This is a genomic window from Mediterraneibacter catenae (assembly GCF_008691045.1).
GTDB lineage: Bacteria > Bacillota > Clostridia > Lachnospirales > Lachnospiraceae > Mediterraneibacter > Mediterraneibacter ornithocaccae.
In genome coordinates this window covers 1-16,980 of sequence record NZ_VMSO01000017.1, presented here as the reverse complement: position 1 = coordinate 16,980, position 16,980 = coordinate 1, and the positions used below count along the sequence as shown (strand labels likewise).

The window sequence follows — 16,980 nt, the reverse complement described above, 5'->3', positions numbered from 1 at the left end:
ATTCCTCCTATTCTCCGAGATATGCAGTAATAACCTGCGGGTCGTTCAGTACCTCGGACGTCGTACCCTGACAGAGCACTTCTCCAAAGTTCAGCACTGTCAGTTTCTCACAAATACCGCTTACAAGTTTCATGTCATGTTCGATCAGAAGGATCGTCATATGGAAATTCTTACGAACAAAGCGGATCATATCCATCAACTCGCCGGTCTCGTTCGGATTCATTCCCGCAGCCGGCTCGTCCAGAAGCAGAAGTTTAGGCTCCGTTGCCAGTGCCCTCGCGATCTCCAGACGTCTCTGCTGGCCATAGGGAAGGTTGGACGCTTTTCTGTGTGCTGCGTCTTCCAGATTGAACACTTTCAGTAGTTCCATAGCCTGCTCATCCATCTCTTTTTCCACTTTTCTGTGGTTCGGAAGGCGTAAGATCCCCTCAAGAGTGGAGTAATGATGCTTGTTGTGCAGCCCGACTTTTACATTATCCAGAACGCTCAGCTCTTTAAAGAGACGGATATTCTGGAATGTCCTCGCAATACCCGCCTTGCTGATATCGATAGTCTTCTTTCCTGTAATATCTTTCCCGTCCAGGATCACTTTTCCAGTATCCGGCCGGTACACTCCCGTCAGAAGGTTGAACACAGTCGTCTTCCCTGCTCCGTTCGGTCCGATCAAACCATAGAGTTCTTCCTTTTCTATTAAAATATCAAATGCATTCACTGCACGGAGACCGCCAAATGAAATGCCCAGATTCTTCACTTCCAGTAATGCCATTATTTCACAGCCTCCTTTTTCTTTCTTCCAAAAGAGAGATATTTCTCTCTCCACTCGATCGCCTTTGGTGCCCAGTTAAAAAGCATCATCGCGATCAACACGATAGCGTAAATCAGCATACGATAATCCTGCAGTCCTCTTAAGAGTTCCGGAAGAAGTGTCAGAACCACCGCGGCAATAATTGATCCCCTGATATTTCCGATACCGCCGAGTACGACAAATACAAGGATCATGATCGACTGGTTGTATCCGAAGTTATTTGTGTTCGCTGTCAACGTGGACAGATTGTGCGCATAGAGCACGCCCGCTCCGCCTGCCAGGGCTGCAGAAATCGTAAACGCCATCAGTTTATATTTCGTTATATTAATCCCTACGGACTCTGCCGCAATGCGGTTGTCTCGAATCGCCATGATCGCACGTCCGTCTCTGGAATTGATCAGGTTGAGCACGATGAACAGGGTAATCAGAATCATGATAAATCCGATCAGGAATGTAGAATCCTGGGGTGTCCCGGTTATTCCCTGCGGTCCGTTTACAATAACGGTTCCGTCCGGCTCCATGTTCAGAGCCATCACATCTTTCGTGGAAAAATGGAAGCCATTTGAATCTTTCCCGATAAATAATACATTCACCAGATTCTTAATGATCTCGCCAAATGCCAGTGTAACAATGGCAAGATAGTCGCCTTTCAGCCGCAGTACGGGAATTCCGATCAGGATTCCAAACACTGCCGCTACCACGATACCAATAAGCATGGCAAGGAAGAACCGGAGTGCACCGTTCTCGATCACATCTCTCATACATTTTGAAAAAAATGCACTGGAAAACGCCCCAACACACATGAAACCGGCATGGCCGAGACTCAGTTCACCGAGGATACCGACCACAAGGTTCAGTGATACTGCCATAATCACGTATATACAGATCGGCACCATAATTCCCTCCAGAAGACTGGAGATGCTTCCTGTACTGATCAGTGTCTGCATGACGACAAAAGCCACAATGACAATACCATATGTGATAAAATTACTTTTTGTAGTTTTATTCATTTTCTTTAACATACCGTCCACCTACACTTTCTCCTGAATCTTCTTGCCTAAAAGTCCCGTAGGTTTCACTAAAAGTACGATAATGAGCACGGCAAAGACAAGTGCGTCCGCAAGCTGTGATGTAATATATGCTCTTCCGAAGATCTCAATAATCCCGAGGATAAGTCCGCCGATAAATGCCCCCGGAATCGATCCTATACCGCCGAACACAGCCGCAACGAACGCTTTGATGCCAGGCATTGCCCCTGTATATGGCGTTACGCTCGGATAAGCTGAGCAGTACAGAACACCTGCAACTGCTGCGAGAGCAGACCCGATTGCGAACGTCAGCGCAATAGTCGCATTCACATTGATTCCCATAAGCTGTGCAGCACCTTTATCCTCTGATACTGCCCTCATTGCCTGTCCGGGCTTTGATTTCTGCACAAATGCGACAAGCACGACCATGATTACAAGGCAGACACCAATCGTGACGACCGTAACCCCTGAAATATTAAGCTGACCGTCAGCCAGCGTGATCCCGCTCCATTTGATCACTGACGGGAATGTCTTTGCATTTGATCCAAACGCGAGAAGCGCGATATTCTGCAGCAGATAACTGACACCGATTGCCGTGATGAGAACCGACAGCGATGAAGCAGCATTCCTGAGCGGCTTATACGCGATCCTCTCGATCACAACGCCGAGCACGGTACATACTACAATTGCGATCAGCACCGCGATGACCGGCGACATTCCGGCCTGAGTCATGGCAAGCAGAGCCATGTATGCTCCGATCATGATAACATCGCCATGCGCAAAATTCAGCATTTTCGCAATACCATAGACCATGGTATATCCAAGAGCGATGATCGCATAGACACTTCCCAGACTTAATCCGTTGATTAAATACGATATAAAGCTCATATTCCTTCCCTTCCATTCCTGTTGTTTAGTCTGTATAGCGCGCATTCTTTATAACCGGCGGCATTACCGTCTCCTGTCCGATATCAGACGGCGCTATTAACGATATCATCTGATTATACCATACATGCATAAGACTAATCAATAAAAAAATCGAGCACACTCGGTTTTTAATTCAACAGTTCAGCCATCTGATGTCAGTCGCCGGATTTATGCTTGCATAAAAATCCGGCGACTGACAGTCAGAATAAAAAGAGGGAGCTTTCGCCCCCTCAGGATTTCACATTTTCACTCCCGGTTTTCCCACTTGCGGTATATCGCCTCCAGCGCGTCTACCACGCCGTCAATTCCGAGCAGGCTTGCATTAAACATCATACTGTTCGCGTCTATGCCGCCCCACTCTCTCTTCGTGCGCGCCTCATAATAATTCTTTCTGTCCCGGTCCGTCTTTCTGATCTTATCGGCCGCCTGTTTCTCCGTCAGCTTATAGAGCTTCATAATCCGGCGGATACGGTCCTCTTTATACGCATAAATAAAAGTATTGATGCAATTGGTATAATCTCCGAGTACATAGTCTGCACATCGTCCGACGAAGATACCCGGACCTTCCTCCGCCAATTTACGGATGATCGCAGACTGCCTGTCAAAGACACGGTCAGTCAATGTCTTCCCTGCTTCATCGCTGTTCATGAACACCCGGTACTCAAGACTGCTTGAAGCATAAGCTGACAAAAACCGTCCCAGAATCGTCTCATCCACCTTTGTCGCGTCCTCATTGCTGATGCGAAGCTCCTGCGCCGCCATGCGGATCAGATTGTGGTCGTAAAGCGGGATATCCAGTCTCTCGGACAATTTATTTCCGATCTCGTGTCCTCCGCTGCCAAACTGTCTTCCGATCGTTATGATCGTATGCTGCATCATATGTGTCACTCCTCTCTGCGAAACGCTTTACGAGCGCTGTATTTTTCGCACCGGAAGCTCTCAGCCTATGTTGAACCCCCGGTCTTTTATTCACAGTTAGATTATACCATCATTCTGCACAAATTGGACAGTATTTTAAAGATGTTTTTGTTAAATTTTCTATCTATTTTCTTTTCCACTGACAATTGTGTAGTACCCTTTCGATGTAATCACATATACAATCACATAGAAGAGCGCAAACACGAGATAGCAGCATACAGTCACAAGGATCAGAAGCTTCTCTTCCGTAGCAGAAAGAAGGAGCAGAATCTTGGAGATCAGCGGGTATGCAAAAGCAAGGTGGATACCCGCAGTAATAAGCGGCAGGAAGAATACGGTCAGCACCTGTGAATTGATACTCTGTTTTACTTCCTTTCGCGTCATTCCCACTTTCATCAGGATATCAAAGCGGTTCTGATCCTCATATCCTTCCGAAATCTGCTTGTAGTACATGATGAGCACTGTGCCGAAAAGAAATACCGCACCGAGCAGTACGCCAAGGAAGAAGAGTCCCCCGTTTATAGCGATAATATCTATCCTCCCGGCAGCCTTGGATTCAATGTAATAAGACGGATAATCCACGGCCGTCTCTGTTCCGTCTGATATACTTTTCTCTCCGTCGGTCAGTTCACTGATCCTTTCAAGGATCGTATTATAAATCTCAACCTGTTTCTCGTCGTCGCAGGACAGGTCAAAGCCATAACTCTCACTGATATAATCCGGCACCATGCTCTCATCCTGTTCAGCGAGCGTATTTCTATACTCTTCTATCCGCTGTACTACAGATATATCTTTCACAACGATAAAAAACGCGCCCATCATGTTCGTCTGCGCAGTTCCTACCGGGAACGGCTGCTCATCCATCAGATCAACCTGCCATGTACCACAGTCACCGATCGTAATTGTGTCATAGTCATATCCCGTCTTATAGGGATAGAGAAAGAGTTCGTCTTCGTCAAGCGCTCTATACTCGCCTGTAATCCGGTTGTAATCGTCAAGGCAGATCATATAGACGCTCCTGATCGACTCGACTTCTCCTGTTCCTGTCTCCGCAAGCCCGCCCATACTCAGACGGAGGTTATCCCTGAGCTGGAATCCCGCAACACTGTACATATGGAATTGTTCTACATCTTCCGCCTTTTCACCGTACTCGTCGAGCACCTCCGCCGTAATCTCCCGATACGGTTCTGTCTCACTGTAATCTGACGAGGTCAGATCCATAGAAATGTCATGCGGATATCTGTTCTGTATGCTGTCCTCTGACTGGGCATAAAGGCACATCGTAGACGAAAGCGTGACAAGCACCATAGTAGAAAGGATGCAGATCGATGCAAGTCCTGCGCCGTTGCGCTTCATTCGGTAGACCATGGATGAAAGCGAGACAAAATGCTTCGTTTTGTAATAATATTTCTTATTCTTCTGAAGAAGTTTACACATCGCTACTAATCCGGCAATAAACAGCAGATATGTGGCTATGATGACCATAATCACCGCAATAAAGAACATAAAAAGCGCTGATGCCGGGTCTATTACCGCAACTGCCAGATAGTAAGCCCCTGCCAGTAATACGGCTCCGATAACTGCCAGAATCCAGTTCGCTTTCGGCGGCTTCTCACCTACATTTTCACTTTTCAGCATCTCAACCGGACGCAGCCGGAAGATATAAAATATCATCCGCAGCATGATCAGCAGGAAAAGTACCAGAAAAAGTGCCGTAGTCACTATGATCGTTTTCGGGTCAACCTTGATAGCGAATCCTGTCTCGCCGCCCAGAATGTGAAGTGCGGCAAGCTCTGCCAGTTTGGAAAAAAGAATGCCTGCCATAAGGCCCGCGGCAATCGAAATCACCGCCGTGAGGATATTCTCCCACACGAGTATTTTTACAAGACTTCTTTTCCCCATTCCGAGGATGTTATAAAGGCCGAATTCTTTTTGCCGTCTGCGGATCAGAAATGAATTCGTATAGTAAAGAAAGATCAGTGCAAAAATTGCAATAACAAACACGCCCAGGCTCAGGAAGGACTGGAGCATATCTCCGCCTCTCACTTTCGCAAAATCCGCACTCAGTCCCAGATAATAAATGATATAGAACATCATGATCATGCAGATACAGGTCAGGATGTAAGGGAAATACAGTTTCTTGTTCTTTAATATCCCGTCTTTCGCCAGTCTGATATAAAATCCGCCCTTCATCGTCTGTCACCACCTGTCGCGAGTATTGTAAGCGTGTCAGATATCTTCTGATAGAGCTGTTCATCCGACATATTGCCTCTGTAGACCTGATGGTATACTTCTCCATCCCGGATAAAGAGAACTCTTCCCGCTCTGCTCGCCGCCTTGACCGAATGGGTCACCATGAGGATCGTCTGCCCTTTCTGGTTGATCTTCGCAAACAGCGCGAGAAGCTCATCCGTAGACCGGGAATCAAGCGCTCCTGTCGGCTCATCGGCAAGGATAATGCGCGGATCTGTGATCAGTGCCCTTGCCGCCGCCACTCTCTGCTTCTGTCCGCCGGAAATCTCATAAGGATATTTCTCCAAAAGAGGCGCGATACCAAGATCTTTTGCAATAGGCATGAGTTTCTGCATCATCGCCTTATAATTCTCCCCCTTGAGCACAAGCGGCAGCAGAATATTATCTTTTACGTTGAACGTATCGAGCAGATTGAATTCCTGGAATACAAAACCAAGATTGTCACGCCGGAACTCAGAGATATTCTTGTCTTTTATTGATGAAAGCGGTTTCCCGTCCAGATAAACTTCCCCCTCCGTCGGCTTATCAAGAGCTGCCAGCATATTAAGAAGCGTCGTCTTACCACTCCCGCTCTCTCCCATGATTGCTACATATTCTCCCTCTTCCACAGAAAAATTCACACATGAGAGAGCCTGTACCTGAGTCCCGCCGAACCGGGTACGGTATATCTTTTTTAAATTCTTTACCTCTAAAACAGTCATGAAACTGACCTCCTTTAAGTTTTCTGGACTCAGTATAGCAAGGCGGCCGGAATGCCGACATCGAATCCTGTGACATTCCGGCCGCCTCATGTGACACTATTGTCACACCAGCTCACGCACACAGGAACAGGCTCGGCTTTGTGCTTGCACAAGAAGCCGAATCTGTTCCTGTGTGCAGGGAGCGCCGCTCAATGAGCAAAAAAGCCGCGCATGCGGCAGTTAGTACCGCAGGTACGATTTTGCGAATTGTCTGTAGCGGCGCGGGTGAGCGGACGGGCTTCGCACTGTGATCGCCGCTCACTCCGCCTGAAACGGATACATATCCAAATCCACAATAAACCTGCTGCCCTTCCCCGGCTCTGACTGCGCCAGCAGCCTGTGTCCAAGCTTATCCGCCGCAGTCCTGCACAGATACAGGCCGATACCGGTAGACTTCTTATCCAGCCGTCCGTTATATCCCGTATATCCCTTCTCAAAAATACGCGGCAGATCTTCCTTAGAGATACCGATTCCTGTGTCCGTGACCACAAGCTGTTTTTTATCATCTACTGTGATCGTCACTGTTCCGCCTTCCGGCGTATACTTCACTGCATTGGAGAGAAGCTGTTCAATGATAAATAAGAGCCATTTTTCATCTGTCAGCACACGCACATCCGTCCCGTTATATACGAGCCTGATCTTCCGTCGTATAAACTGTCCTGCAAATTTGCGCACAGCTTTACGTATAATATCATCCAGATCATACTCCTGGATAACGAGATCGGATGAGCCTTCTCCCAGCCGCACATAGCAGAGCGCCATTTCCACATACTGTTCAATGCGGAAAAGTTCTGCCGCAAGTTCCCTGTTCTCCTGGGTATCAGTCTGCTGGAGCATAACACGCATGACTGCAATGGGAGCCTTGATCTGATGTACCCATGCGGCGTAGTAATCATTCATATCCTTTCGTGCACTGTCCCACGCTTCCTTTCCCGCACGGTTCGCCGCTTCTTCTCGAAACACAAGTGTCTGATAATCCCGTTCTGTAAGGCTGTCCGCCCTCGGAAGATACTCTGCACACGGCGCTTCCTCCGGGTTAAGGCTGTTCAGCCCAAGATGCTTCTTCCGGTATCTAAGGAAGCCGAGCACAAGAAAGATCAACCCGAATATCGCGCTCATCAGGAGCGGATACCCGACAGCACCTGCCGGAATCCCGTACAGGGCAAACACTATCGAAAATACTGCCCCGCTCAGCAGTGCCCACAGCCACACATAACGGCAGTCATAGAGATATCTGAAAAACTGTTTCATAGCTTCGTCTCCCCTTTTGTCTCCGCTGTGACAATATATCCTTCTCCTACTTTCGTCGTGATAAACTCCGTAAGCCCTGCCTTCTCCAGTTTTTTCCTCAGTCGCGCGATATTGACAGTCAGTGTATTCTCCTCGATATAATCATCTGTTTCCCACAGCTTTGTCATAAGTGTATCCCTGCTCACAAGACGCCCTTTGTTCTCCATCAGCGTCTGCAATATGCGGAACTCGTTTTTCGTAAGATCAATCTTATTTCCATCATATGTAAGTGTTGTATCATACAGGTTCAGTATCGCTCCCCGGTGTTCCAGCACAGGAATTTTTCCCGCCAGATCATACGTCCGTCTCAGCACTGCCTGTACCTTCGCCGTAAGCACACTCAGGTCAAATGGTTTCGCCACAAAGTCGTCCCCGCCCATGTTGACCGCCATGATGATGTTCATATTATCAGCGGCAGATGAGATAAATATGATCGGCACATTGGAAATTTTACGTATCTCGCTGCACCAGTGATAGCCATTATAAAATGGCAGTGTGATATCCATGAGCACCAGATGCGGATCATATCCCGTAAATGCAGAGATTACATTCTGGAAATCCTGCACATATTCCGCCTCGTTCCCCCACATCTCCATCTCTTTTTGTATTGCCTGCGCCATAGGCAGGTCGTCTTCCACGATAAGTATCTTGTACATAAGCCCTCCCTGTCAGTCATGATCTTAAGAAAATATCGCCATAAATCCTGCGCCGTATCTGCCTGAAACAGACAAATCGGCATACGGCAGCCGGACAACTGCCATACACCGATCAGTATATCAACATTCTTCTATTTCTACAACGTTTCCGGAGATATTACCCTTTGAATATGGATCGCCAGAAATCCGATTTCCTCTTTTGCAACAGGTTTTTTCAGCTCGTTTCCCATATAGCTGCAGACCATCTCCGCCACCCGGCCCGTCTCAGGATAATTTGTAAAGATAAAGTCATTAAAATCTACCTTTGTAGACTCCCCGTTTCTTGTCCGCGCCACCATATAGTAAAGGTGGCTCATCAGACGAGTATACGCCAGTGAATCCTCCTGGAGTTTCCGACTGAACCCTTTTTCGATCATCCGTATTCCCTCGTTGATGATTCTCGTGGTATCCAGCGTCACAGATACCTGTTCATCCGACAAACCTGCATGAATATGGAGTGTGAGGAACCCGACCTCATCGTCTGATATCTCATACCCCATCATTTCCCGGATGATATCCCGGCCGCGCATAGCGACTGTGTACTCTTTAGAGAAGAGCACACGGATATCCGGAGTAAACGGATTCGGGATCTGACGATTCTCTTTTGCCCTCTTAGCCGCAAGAGCGATATGATCTGCCATAGGAAGCAGGATTTCATGATTCACTTCGCTGAATACTTTCTCCGCCTCTTCGATGATGCGGCCGGCTGCTTCGATAAACCCCGGCTGTATACCGTTGACTACTTTTAATACGGACTGCTGTTTCTGTCTTGTGACAAGGGAATAAACTTTCGCACCGGGCATATCTTCGATCTGTTGTGTCGGTTTCTTTCCGAAACCGACACCATTTCCCATCAGAATCAATTCTCTTCCTGTTTCATTGTGATACACAAGGATCCCATTATTGTTCAGCACTTTTATGATTCGATACATACCCTCTCATAACCTTTCCCGCTCAGTAGATAACCGTTATTTTCCCCGTGCGAAATCTTCATAAAACAATCAGTTAAAAGTAATAATCTCCGCCGCTTCATCCAGAGCATTTACTGCTCCTGCTTTTGCAAGGCGGATCTCCTCACCCTCCTGAAGACTTGTAAATACAATAATGCACTCGTCGGACTTCGCATGTTCCTTTATATATTTTATATCAAAACCAATGAGCTTGTCACCTTTTTTCACACGGTCTCCGTCTTTAACAAACGCCTCGAATCCCTCACCATTTAAATTGACTGTATCAACCCCTATGTGGATCAGGTACTCCACTCCGTCGTCACTAAGCAGCCCGACCGCATGTTTTGACGGAAATACAAACGATACCGTTGCATCCTCCGGAGCATAAACCATCCCCTCTTCCGGTCTTACAATGTATCCATCTCCCATCATCTTTCCGGCAAATGCCTCATCGGACGCCTCAGTGATCTCTGCTGCTTCTCCGAGCACCGGGGAGCAGAGGACCTTCTTTACCTTACCTCCGGTGTGCGTGTCTTCCGTCTCTTTCTTTGTACCGTCTTCCTTGTCCGCTGTCCGAATCTGAGCAGCATTTTCCTCTGGCGCCTCATCCGCGATATACTCCTCATTCGGGGCTGTCTCAAGATAATCCTCCAGATTTGATTTGATCACTGCTACTGACGGTCCGTAAATAATCTGAATTCCTTGTCCTTTGCGGATAATACCTGACGGAGATGTTGCTTTTAAGATACTCTCGCTTACAAGCTCCGGTTTTACGACCGTGCATCGCAGTCTTGTCGCACAGCAGTCTACATCAGAGATATTCTTCTTTCCTCCGAGTCCCTGTGTGATCAGGATGCTCTTCTCATCATCGCCTGCCTGAGAGGCGGCACCTGCAGCTGTTGCCCCCTGTTTTGCACGGTAATCTGCCTTTGTGAACAGCTTTGTCTCTTCGTCATCCTCCTCACGTCCCGGTGTCTTCAGATTGAATTTCTGGATCAGGAATTTGAAGATAAAATAGTACAGCAAGAAATAAATTACTCCCACAGGGATAATAAGCAGCCAGCTCGTCTTGTCATTGCCCTGCAGAATACCAAACAACAGCAGATCCAGAAAACCTCCAGAAAATGTAAGTCCCACTGCAATGTTCAATATATGCGCGATCATATATGCCGCTCCTGCAAGAATGACCTGCACTACAAACAACATCGGTGCTACAAACAGGAAAGAAAATTCGATCGGCTCTGTAATACCTGTCATCATTGATGCAAGTGCTGCAGAGAGCAAAAGTCCACCCGCCTGTTTCTTTTTCTCCGGTCTTGCGCAGCGGTACATCGCCAGAGCCGCTCCCGGAAGCCCGAAGATCATAAAGATAAACTCACCAGAGAAATATCTTGTTGCATCCGCACTGAAATGTACTGTATTCGGATCAGCAAGCTGTGCAAAGAAAATGTTCTGTCCGCCCTGAACAAGCTGTCCTGCCACTTCCATTGTACCGCCCACTGCAGTCTGCCAGAACGGAAGATAAAATACATGATGAAGTCCAAACGGAATCAATGCACGTTTGATAATACCAAAGATCAGTGTTCCGAAATATCCGGTACCTGTGACAAGTCCGCCCAGCGCATAGATTCCTTCCTGCACATATGGCCATACAAAATACATGAGAATTCCCACGCCGACATAAGTGATAGTAGAAATAATCGGTACAAATCTTGAGCCGCCGAAGAATGACAGTGCGTTTGGAAGCTGGATCTTATAGAATCTGTTGTGCAGCGCCGCTACCCCCAGTCCTACTACAATTCCTCCGAATACACCCATCTGCAGTGACTGAATGCCGCACACACTGGTGATCGTACCGTCCAGTACATGTTCCGCAATCGTGCCGTCAGCCAGGATATCCCCCTGTATCTCCAGCATCGCATTAATGCAGATATGCATAACGAAGAATGAAATCATTGCTGCAAGTGCTGCAACCTCTTTCTCCTTTTTTGCCATGCCAATGGCAACGCCTACTGCAAAGATCAGCGGCAGATTATCAAAAATAACATTTCCTGCACTGCTCATGATCGTAAGCAGCGCATTCAGAATTGTCCCCTCGCCCAGGATGCTCTCGAGCCCATATGTCTCGATCATAGTTGCATTGGTAAAAGAACTTCCGATCCCGAGCAGAAGTCCGGCCACGGGAAGGATTGCGATCGGAAGCATAAAGCTTCGTCCGACTCTCTGCAAAACTCCGAAAATCTTGTCTTTCATTTTCTTTCCTCCTTTAACTCTCATCTCTGAATGCGTCCTTTCCTGTGTTCCATATGAGTCGCGGGCTGGCGCCCTGCACTTTCCAGCCGTGCTGCGCACCTCGATTCCGCCTCCGCTCCATCTCGGTCGCAGGCTGGCGCCCTGCACTTTCCAGCCGTGCTGCGCACCTCGATTCCGCCTCCGCTCCATCTCGGTCGCGGGCTGGCGCCCTATACCTGAGTGAGAAAGAGCCTACGAAAGCAAGCTTTCTTTCCTCTTTCTTCACTCAGGTGCACGGCTTGTAGCTTTCACGCAAAAAAAGCATAAACTAATCCTTTTATTTCTGTTAAAAGGATAGTTTATGCCTGATATACAGTAACACACTATCTGACGTATTCATTTTCCGTATTTAGTATATACAGTTTTTGTCTCAATAGTCAACTCAGCAATATTGCCTAAATTTCTTTTCAAAATCTGTGCAATTTATACATAGTTATTGTACCTCTATAATTTTCATAGCAATATCGCCGTCTCCACTGATTGAAAAACCGACTTTCTCATAAAACCCTGCCATCAGCTCGCGATACTGATCCGGCCCGGTATAGCCGAGCGGTGCAAGTTCATAGCCCGTCGGCGCAGTGATCAGCGTGACACCTTTTTTGCCGAGCTGATCAGCTATCTCATTCATGCATACAGTACCGTATCCTTTTCCCCGCAGGGTAAAATCAGTCAGATAAAACTCCATGATCTGTGCTTTTGTCTTGCTCTCAAGGATATATTCCATATGGAACACCTGATATCCGTCTTCAAACACATCCACTGTCTGCGGACGGTACTGGAATTCCAGAATATGCGCGCTCTTATCTGAAATAGTGACAGCACGGAAATATTCTTTTCTTATGTATACTGCTATTGCCATATTCTCCTCCTGTTGATGTGAAGGACTTCCCGGTCACGCATCTGCAGCCGGTTTCTTTTTCTTTGCTACCTGGAGCTGTACATTGACCCCCAGGGGGTTGATTACTACGCCCTTCGCCGCGCTGACCAGAATATCCGGAATCTTTGATGCCGGAATGACTGCCGTCCGCATCTTCTGCCCTTTGCTGAATTTCTGAAGTTCCAGAAGATCAGTAAAGATCGGCTGATAGATATCGCCGTTTTTCTGTTTTAATATCGGAATCTGCTTATCCTCCTGTACTGCTATGATAAAAGACGCCTTACTGTAGTGGGCAAGCAGCTCTTCTTGCAGTTCTTTCAGCTCCTCCGTCGGCTGGGGTTTCTCCTGTCGGCGCATCTCCTGCATAAAATAGATCGCAGTCAACTGCAGCGCCGGATTTTCGATCAGTTTCTTTCCATCATCCAGCTGCGCCGGATTTTTCCTCACAACCAGTTCTGAAAGCTGAATACTGATCTGAGTATCTGTCCCGTGATTTACAGCCAGACAGTTCACTCCTATCGTATACAGGCTTGTATAAAACGGGAGAAGCTGCTTATCCTCCAGTTTTGCCACCGCTGTCAGATACCTGTCTTTTAAGAGCTCCTGCGCTTTTTCTTTTGCGTCATCCGCTCTGTAATACAAAAATATTTCATCATCATATGTCTCTTCATCACATTTTACAAAAGGGAGTTTTGTCACCGCTGACATAACCACATAAAGTTCTCCCGGATTCCGGAGAGCAGCAAGCGTCTCCTGTTTTGTGACTGATGTACTGTTATCACTCATATTATGTCTTTCCTTTCCATGTGCCGCATTTTATATCTGGTGTAATATTGATATCGGTTCTTCCGGATGTGCCCCGACAGCACACCTGCCCTGTTATTGTATCATATCTTCTCAAACAGTTCCAATACATATGGCAGGAAAATAATGCAGCCTATAATCACCGATATTATCGCGGCAAAAAGCACGGCTCCTGCAGCCGTATCCTTCGCAATCTTTGCCAGTGGCTTTTTCTCTTCCGTAACAAGATCGACAACTGCTTCGATTGCCGTGTTTACAAGTTCCAGAGCCGCAACCAGAGCAAACAGCAGAAGGCAGATACACCACTCCATGGCAGTGATCTGAAACAAAGTACCTGTCAGCGTGACGACAATAATAGCAAGACAATGTATCTTCATGTTCCTCTCATTGCGGATACCGGTCCATATTCCCTCAAATGCATATCCGAAACTCTCTGTCAGCGGATTCTTTTTATTCTTCATAGCCTTTTCTCCGGTTTATTTTTTACGTGTCAGGACATGTCTTATAAATACATACATCATGATAAGAAATGCCAGCAGATACCCGAATGCCCCTAATGCCGGAATCCCGAGGATCTTCGGCGTCATATCGGTTGTGCATATGATACTCGAACTGATGAGCAGAGCCATCACCCACAGTCCCATAACGATATTTCTTACAAGACGGCGCAGAAGACGCGCCAGTTCATCTGTCACCTGAAGATCCAGATTGACTTTCGCCTGACCTTTCAGATAGCCGCTCATCATATCTGATACCATAGACGGAATATCCAGAGCTTTCCTGAATGACTTAAGCACACTCTTGCCGCTGCTTTTCAATTCTTTTTTCAAATCAAAGTTGCGGAAAAACTCTCCTGACATGTGAGCCGTAGCAATCTCGACCATGTTGATATCCGGAGCAATATTTGCCAGTACACCTTCCATATGTGTCAGTCCGCGCGCCAGCATCGTAAGACCATGAGGCATCTTGATCTTGTTATTTTTCATGACATCCATCAGATCTGTAGTGATTGCCGCCACATTGATCTGCCCCATCTCAGTATTGCCGTATTTCATCAACAGCCCCTCGATATCCTCATAAAGTTTTCTCTGATCCGGTCGTTCCTTGAACTCGCCAATGGCAAGTACCGCCTGCTGGATCAGACCGACGTCATTTAACGCAATGCCCTGTACTGCTTTTCCGATCATCTCCCGGTCGTGCTCAGTGAGACGCCCCATCATCCCCATATCAATCCAGATGATCTTTCCATCCCTGATCTTCACATTGCCGGAATGGGGATCAGCGTGGAAAAATCCATCGTCCATCACTTGTTTTATATAATTATCGACCAGTTTGCTTCCAATCTCTTTGAGGTCATATCCGTGCTCAATCAGTGCCTCTTTGTCATCAATCCCGAATCCGTCAATATATTCCATGACCAGCACATTAACTGTCGTGTACTGCTGATAGAGAATCGGAGTCCCCACAAAGGTAACATCCTTATTTCTCCGGGCAAACTCTTCCATATTTGCCGCCTCTGTAAGGAAATTCATCTCATCTCTCGTCACAGACCACATCTCATCGAGTACAAGGTCAAGATCAGCCATGCCCTTGATACTTATAGGCGGCATTAGTTTCACTGCCTTGTGGAGGAGATCTATGTCTCTTGCCATCTTCTCATAGATGCCTTTTCTCTGGACTTTTACTACAACTTCTTCCCCGCTTTTCAGCACGGCTCTGTGAACCTGGGCAATAGAAGCAGAGCCCTGTGGCGTCTCTTCTATGGAAGAGAATACTCTCTTCCATGAGCGGCCATAGGACCCTTCGATCACAGAGATCACTTCATCAAACGGCATGGGAGTCACTTCCGAACACAGCAGCATCAGCTCATCACAGTAACGCTTCGGCAAAATGTCTGAATGCATGGACATGATCTGACCAAGCTTGATAAACGTCGGTCCCAGATCCTCCAGGATAGCCCTCAGTTTCTTCGGAGTAACTCCCCTCGTAATATTATGTTTCCGCAGTACGGCAGTGATCTCGCGCAGTCTCGAATTATATTCGATCGGCTCTATCGTACTCATTCGTTTTTGCCTTCTCCTGCTGTTTCTTTCTCTGCAAGTTTCTCCTTGAGTGCTGCAAGCTGCTCCGGCGTCATCCGACTTATCAGATCTGAAATATCACTGTCAGATACAGTCTTATCTGCTTCTTTTTTATCTGCCGTCTCCTTCACCGTCTTTTTGATATTATGTTTCAGCTCCTCGTTAAGCACTTTTCCCTGCTCCACAGTCAGCTCGCCTTTCTCGACCATCTCGTCCAGCAGGTCTTTTGACTTCTCCGCTGTAACGGCTACCGCACCGATTCCGGCCAGTATAACTTTTTTAATATTATCGCTGAATTTTTCCATAATATAAAATCTCTCCCTTCATTTCTTATGTAATACTTGATGCCCGTCTGTATCAGAGATTATTTTTCTTCCGTATTATCCCCAGCCACAGCATTCTCGGCCTGAGCTCCGTATTTCTCCTTATACCTGTCGATACACTCTTCAATCACCTGAACAGCACCGAGAGCCCCCTCAAACTCGTTCACAGCAGTCTTCTTGCCTTCCAGATCTTTATACACACTAAAGAAGTGACGGATTTCATCGAAAATATGTTTCGGCAGTTCCGAGATATCTGTATAAGCCTCATAAGTTGGATCAGCCCACGGGATTGCAATAATTTTCTCATCCCCTGCTCCGCCGTCTGTCATCTTCATAACGCCGATCGGGTAACATCTTACCAGCGTCATCGGCTCCAGCGGTTCCGAACACATGACCAGCACGTCCAGAGGATCTCCGTCGTCGCCCAGGGTGCGCGGTATAAATCCGTAGTTCATCGGATAATGTGTAGAAGTATAAAGAACCCGGTCAAGAATAATAAGCCCGGTCTCCTTATCCAGCTCATATTTCTTCTTGCTTCCCTTGGAAATCTCGATCACTGAGATAAAGTCCGTTGGGAAAATCCTGTCTTCATTGATATCATGCCATATATTTCCCATAACATCCTCCTGTTTTTTCTGCAGTTTTCCTACAGATTTTCCTTTAACACTTTTTCCATGGCAGCACAGGCTTCTTCTTCATCCGGTCCCTCTGCTGTCACACTGATTTCTTCGCCGCCCTTCACTCCCAGTGACATAAGCTGCATCAGTTTCTTGGCATCAGCCTGCTTCCCGTCCTTGTAGATAAAAATCTCTGACTGGTATTTCTGCGCCGTCTTCACGACGATTCCGGCAGGCCTTGCATGAATCCCCACCCTGTCGGTGATAACATAAGCAATCGATCTCATAATGTTATCTCCTTTCCTTTGAATATGCTATAATTTTACATCGAATAGAGAGCTGCGTCCAGAGGAAAATTCGTATTTATCGGTCTGAGAAAG

Annotated in this window: 17 protein-coding genes; all 17 read right to left on the bottom strand. The window is 47.0% G+C overall.

Translation table 11 applies throughout. The annotated features are described in order from the left end of the window. Window positions 1-7: 7 nt before the first annotated feature. On the bottom strand, window positions 8-766 hold the full coding sequence (locus tag FNY66_RS11760) for an ABC transporter ATP-binding protein (RefSeq protein ID WP_150311273.1): 759 nt from the start codon (window positions 764-766) through the stop codon (window positions 8-10). Continuing rightward, window positions 766-1,827: a branched-chain amino acid ABC transporter permease gene (locus FNY66_RS11755; protein WP_150311272.1), complete on the bottom strand. Its 1,062-nt coding sequence runs from the start codon at window positions 1,825-1,827 to the stop codon at window positions 766-768. The genes FNY66_RS11760 and FNY66_RS11755 overlap by 1 nt, the downstream gene beginning before the upstream one ends. 9 nt (window positions 1,828-1,836) lie before the next feature. After that, a complete protein-coding gene (locus tag FNY66_RS11750; RefSeq protein ID WP_087152341.1) occupies window positions 1,837-2,721 on the bottom strand; it encodes a branched-chain amino acid ABC transporter permease in 885 nt (294 codons plus the stop codon). A gap of 285 nt (window positions 2,722-3,006) precedes the next feature. Further along, complete coding sequence (locus FNY66_RS11745; protein ID WP_087152325.1) at window positions 3,007-3,639, bottom strand: cytidylate kinase-like family protein; 633 nt, start codon at window positions 3,637-3,639, stop codon at window positions 3,007-3,009. Between the two features lie 159 nt (window positions 3,640-3,798). Next, window positions 3,799-5,871, bottom strand: coding sequence for an ABC transporter permease (locus tag FNY66_RS11740; RefSeq protein WP_150311271.1), 2,073 nt, complete (start codon window positions 5,869-5,871; stop codon window positions 3,799-3,801). Continuing rightward, window positions 5,868-6,632 carry an ABC transporter ATP-binding protein gene (locus tag FNY66_RS11735; protein ID WP_087152327.1) on the bottom strand — a complete coding sequence of 255 codons (765 nt, stop codon included), beginning with the start codon at window positions 6,630-6,632 and terminating at the stop codon, window positions 5,868-5,870. Before FNY66_RS11735 ends, FNY66_RS11740 begins: the two co-directional genes overlap by 4 nt. 297 nt (window positions 6,633-6,929) lie before the next feature. Then, on the bottom strand, window positions 6,930-7,922 hold the full coding sequence (locus tag FNY66_RS11730; RefSeq protein ID WP_150311270.1) for a sensor histidine kinase: 993 nt from the start codon (window positions 7,920-7,922) through the stop codon (window positions 6,930-6,932). Beyond that, window positions 7,919-8,617: a response regulator transcription factor gene (locus FNY66_RS11725; RefSeq protein WP_087152329.1), complete on the bottom strand. Its 699-nt coding sequence runs from the start codon at window positions 8,615-8,617 to the stop codon at window positions 7,919-7,921. Before FNY66_RS11725 ends, FNY66_RS11730 begins: the two co-directional genes overlap by 4 nt. Before the next feature lie 137 nt (window positions 8,618-8,754). After that, window positions 8,755-9,588: a PRD domain-containing protein gene (locus FNY66_RS11720; RefSeq protein WP_150311269.1), complete on the bottom strand. Its 834-nt coding sequence runs from the start codon at window positions 9,586-9,588 to the stop codon at window positions 8,755-8,757. Between the two features lie 69 nt (window positions 9,589-9,657). After that, window positions 9,658-11,859 carry a PTS transporter subunit IIABC gene (locus tag FNY66_RS11715; RefSeq protein ID WP_087152331.1) on the bottom strand — a complete coding sequence of 734 codons (2,202 nt, stop codon included), beginning with the start codon at window positions 11,857-11,859 and terminating at the stop codon, window positions 9,658-9,660. A 472-nt stretch (window positions 11,860-12,331) separates the two neighbouring features. Continuing rightward, complete coding sequence (locus FNY66_RS11710; protein WP_087152333.1) at window positions 12,332-12,757, bottom strand: hypothetical protein; 426 nt, start codon at window positions 12,755-12,757, stop codon at window positions 12,332-12,334. Window positions 12,758-12,790: 33 nt separating this feature from the next. Beyond that, window positions 12,791-13,561, bottom strand: a complete 771-nt coding sequence (locus FNY66_RS11705) for an SseB family protein (protein ID WP_087152334.1) — start codon at window positions 13,559-13,561, stop codon at window positions 12,791-12,793. Between the two features lie 101 nt (window positions 13,562-13,662). After that, window positions 13,663-14,040: a diacylglycerol kinase family protein gene (locus FNY66_RS11700; protein ID WP_087152335.1), complete on the bottom strand. Its 378-nt coding sequence runs from the start codon at window positions 14,038-14,040 to the stop codon at window positions 13,663-13,665. Window positions 14,041-14,055: 15 nt separating this feature from the next. Further along, window positions 14,056-15,642: an ABC1 kinase family protein gene (locus FNY66_RS11695; protein ID WP_150311268.1), complete on the bottom strand. Its 1,587-nt coding sequence runs from the start codon at window positions 15,640-15,642 to the stop codon at window positions 14,056-14,058. Next, window positions 15,639-15,965: a hypothetical protein gene (locus FNY66_RS11690; RefSeq protein ID WP_087152337.1), complete on the bottom strand. Its 327-nt coding sequence runs from the start codon at window positions 15,963-15,965 to the stop codon at window positions 15,639-15,641. Before FNY66_RS11690 ends, FNY66_RS11695 begins: the two co-directional genes overlap by 4 nt. Window positions 15,966-16,024: 59 nt before the next feature. Further along, window positions 16,025-16,600 (bottom strand): inorganic diphosphatase, encoded by a 576-nt coding sequence (locus FNY66_RS11685; RefSeq protein ID WP_087152338.1) that lies wholly within the window; start codon window positions 16,598-16,600, stop codon window positions 16,025-16,027. Window positions 16,601-16,629: 29 nt separating this feature from the next. After that, window positions 16,630-16,887, bottom strand: a complete 258-nt coding sequence (locus FNY66_RS11680) for an HPr family phosphocarrier protein (protein ID WP_087152339.1) — start codon at window positions 16,885-16,887, stop codon at window positions 16,630-16,632. Window positions 16,888-16,980: the final 93 nt, after the last annotated feature.

What these genes read in the sequence shown, in the direction of transcription:
- FNY66_RS11745 (WP_087152325.1), bottom strand. Translation starts at nt 3,639, where the DNA reads ATGATGCAGCATACGATCATAACGATCGGAAGACAGTTTGGCAGCGGA.
- FNY66_RS11750 (WP_087152341.1), bottom strand. Translation starts at nt 2,721, where the DNA reads ATGAGCTTTATATCGTATTTAATCAACGGATTAAGTCTGGGAAGTGTC.
- FNY66_RS11705 (WP_087152334.1), bottom strand. Translation starts at nt 13,561, where the DNA reads ATGAGTGATAACAGTACATCAGTCACAAAACAGGAGACGCTTGCTGCT.
- FNY66_RS11725 (WP_087152329.1), bottom strand. Translation starts at nt 8,617, where the DNA reads ATGTACAAGATACTTATCGTGGAAGACGACCTGCCTATGGCGCAGGCA.
- FNY66_RS11720 (WP_150311269.1), bottom strand. Translation starts at nt 9,588, where the DNA reads ATGTATCGAATCATAAAAGTGCTGAACAATAATGGGATCCTTGTGTAT.
- FNY66_RS11685 (WP_087152338.1), bottom strand. Translation starts at nt 16,600, where the DNA reads ATGGGAAATATATGGCATGATATCAATGAAGACAGGATTTTCCCAACG.
- FNY66_RS11695 (WP_150311268.1), bottom strand. Translation starts at nt 15,642, where the DNA reads ATGAGTACGATAGAGCCGATCGAATATAATTCGAGACTGCGCGAGATC.
- FNY66_RS11700 (WP_087152335.1), bottom strand. Translation starts at nt 14,040, where the DNA reads ATGAAGAATAAAAAGAATCCGCTGACAGAGAGTTTCGGATATGCATTT.
- FNY66_RS11735 (WP_087152327.1), bottom strand. Translation starts at nt 6,632, where the DNA reads ATGACTGTTTTAGAGGTAAAGAATTTAAAAAAGATATACCGTACCCGG.
- FNY66_RS11715 (WP_087152331.1), bottom strand. Translation starts at nt 11,859, where the DNA reads ATGAAAGACAAGATTTTCGGAGTTTTGCAGAGAGTCGGACGAAGCTTT.
- FNY66_RS11690 (WP_087152337.1), bottom strand. Translation starts at nt 15,965, where the DNA reads ATGGAAAAATTCAGCGATAATATTAAAAAAGTTATACTGGCCGGAATC.
- FNY66_RS11760 (WP_150311273.1), bottom strand. Translation starts at nt 766, where the DNA reads ATGGCATTACTGGAAGTGAAGAATCTGGGCATTTCATTTGGCGGTCTC.
- FNY66_RS11755 (WP_150311272.1), bottom strand. Translation starts at nt 1,827, where the DNA reads ATGTTAAAGAAAATGAATAAAACTACAAAAAGTAATTTTATCACATAT.
- FNY66_RS11680 (WP_087152339.1), bottom strand. Translation starts at nt 16,887, where the DNA reads ATGAGATCGATTGCTTATGTTATCACCGACAGGGTGGGGATTCATGCA.
- FNY66_RS11710 (WP_087152333.1), bottom strand. Translation starts at nt 12,757, where the DNA reads ATGGCAATAGCAGTATACATAAGAAAAGAATATTTCCGTGCTGTCACT.
- FNY66_RS11740 (WP_150311271.1), bottom strand. Translation starts at nt 5,871, where the DNA reads ATGAAGGGCGGATTTTATATCAGACTGGCGAAAGACGGGATATTAAAG.
- FNY66_RS11730 (WP_150311270.1), bottom strand. Translation starts at nt 7,922, where the DNA reads ATGAAACAGTTTTTCAGATATCTCTATGACTGCCGTTATGTGTGGCTG.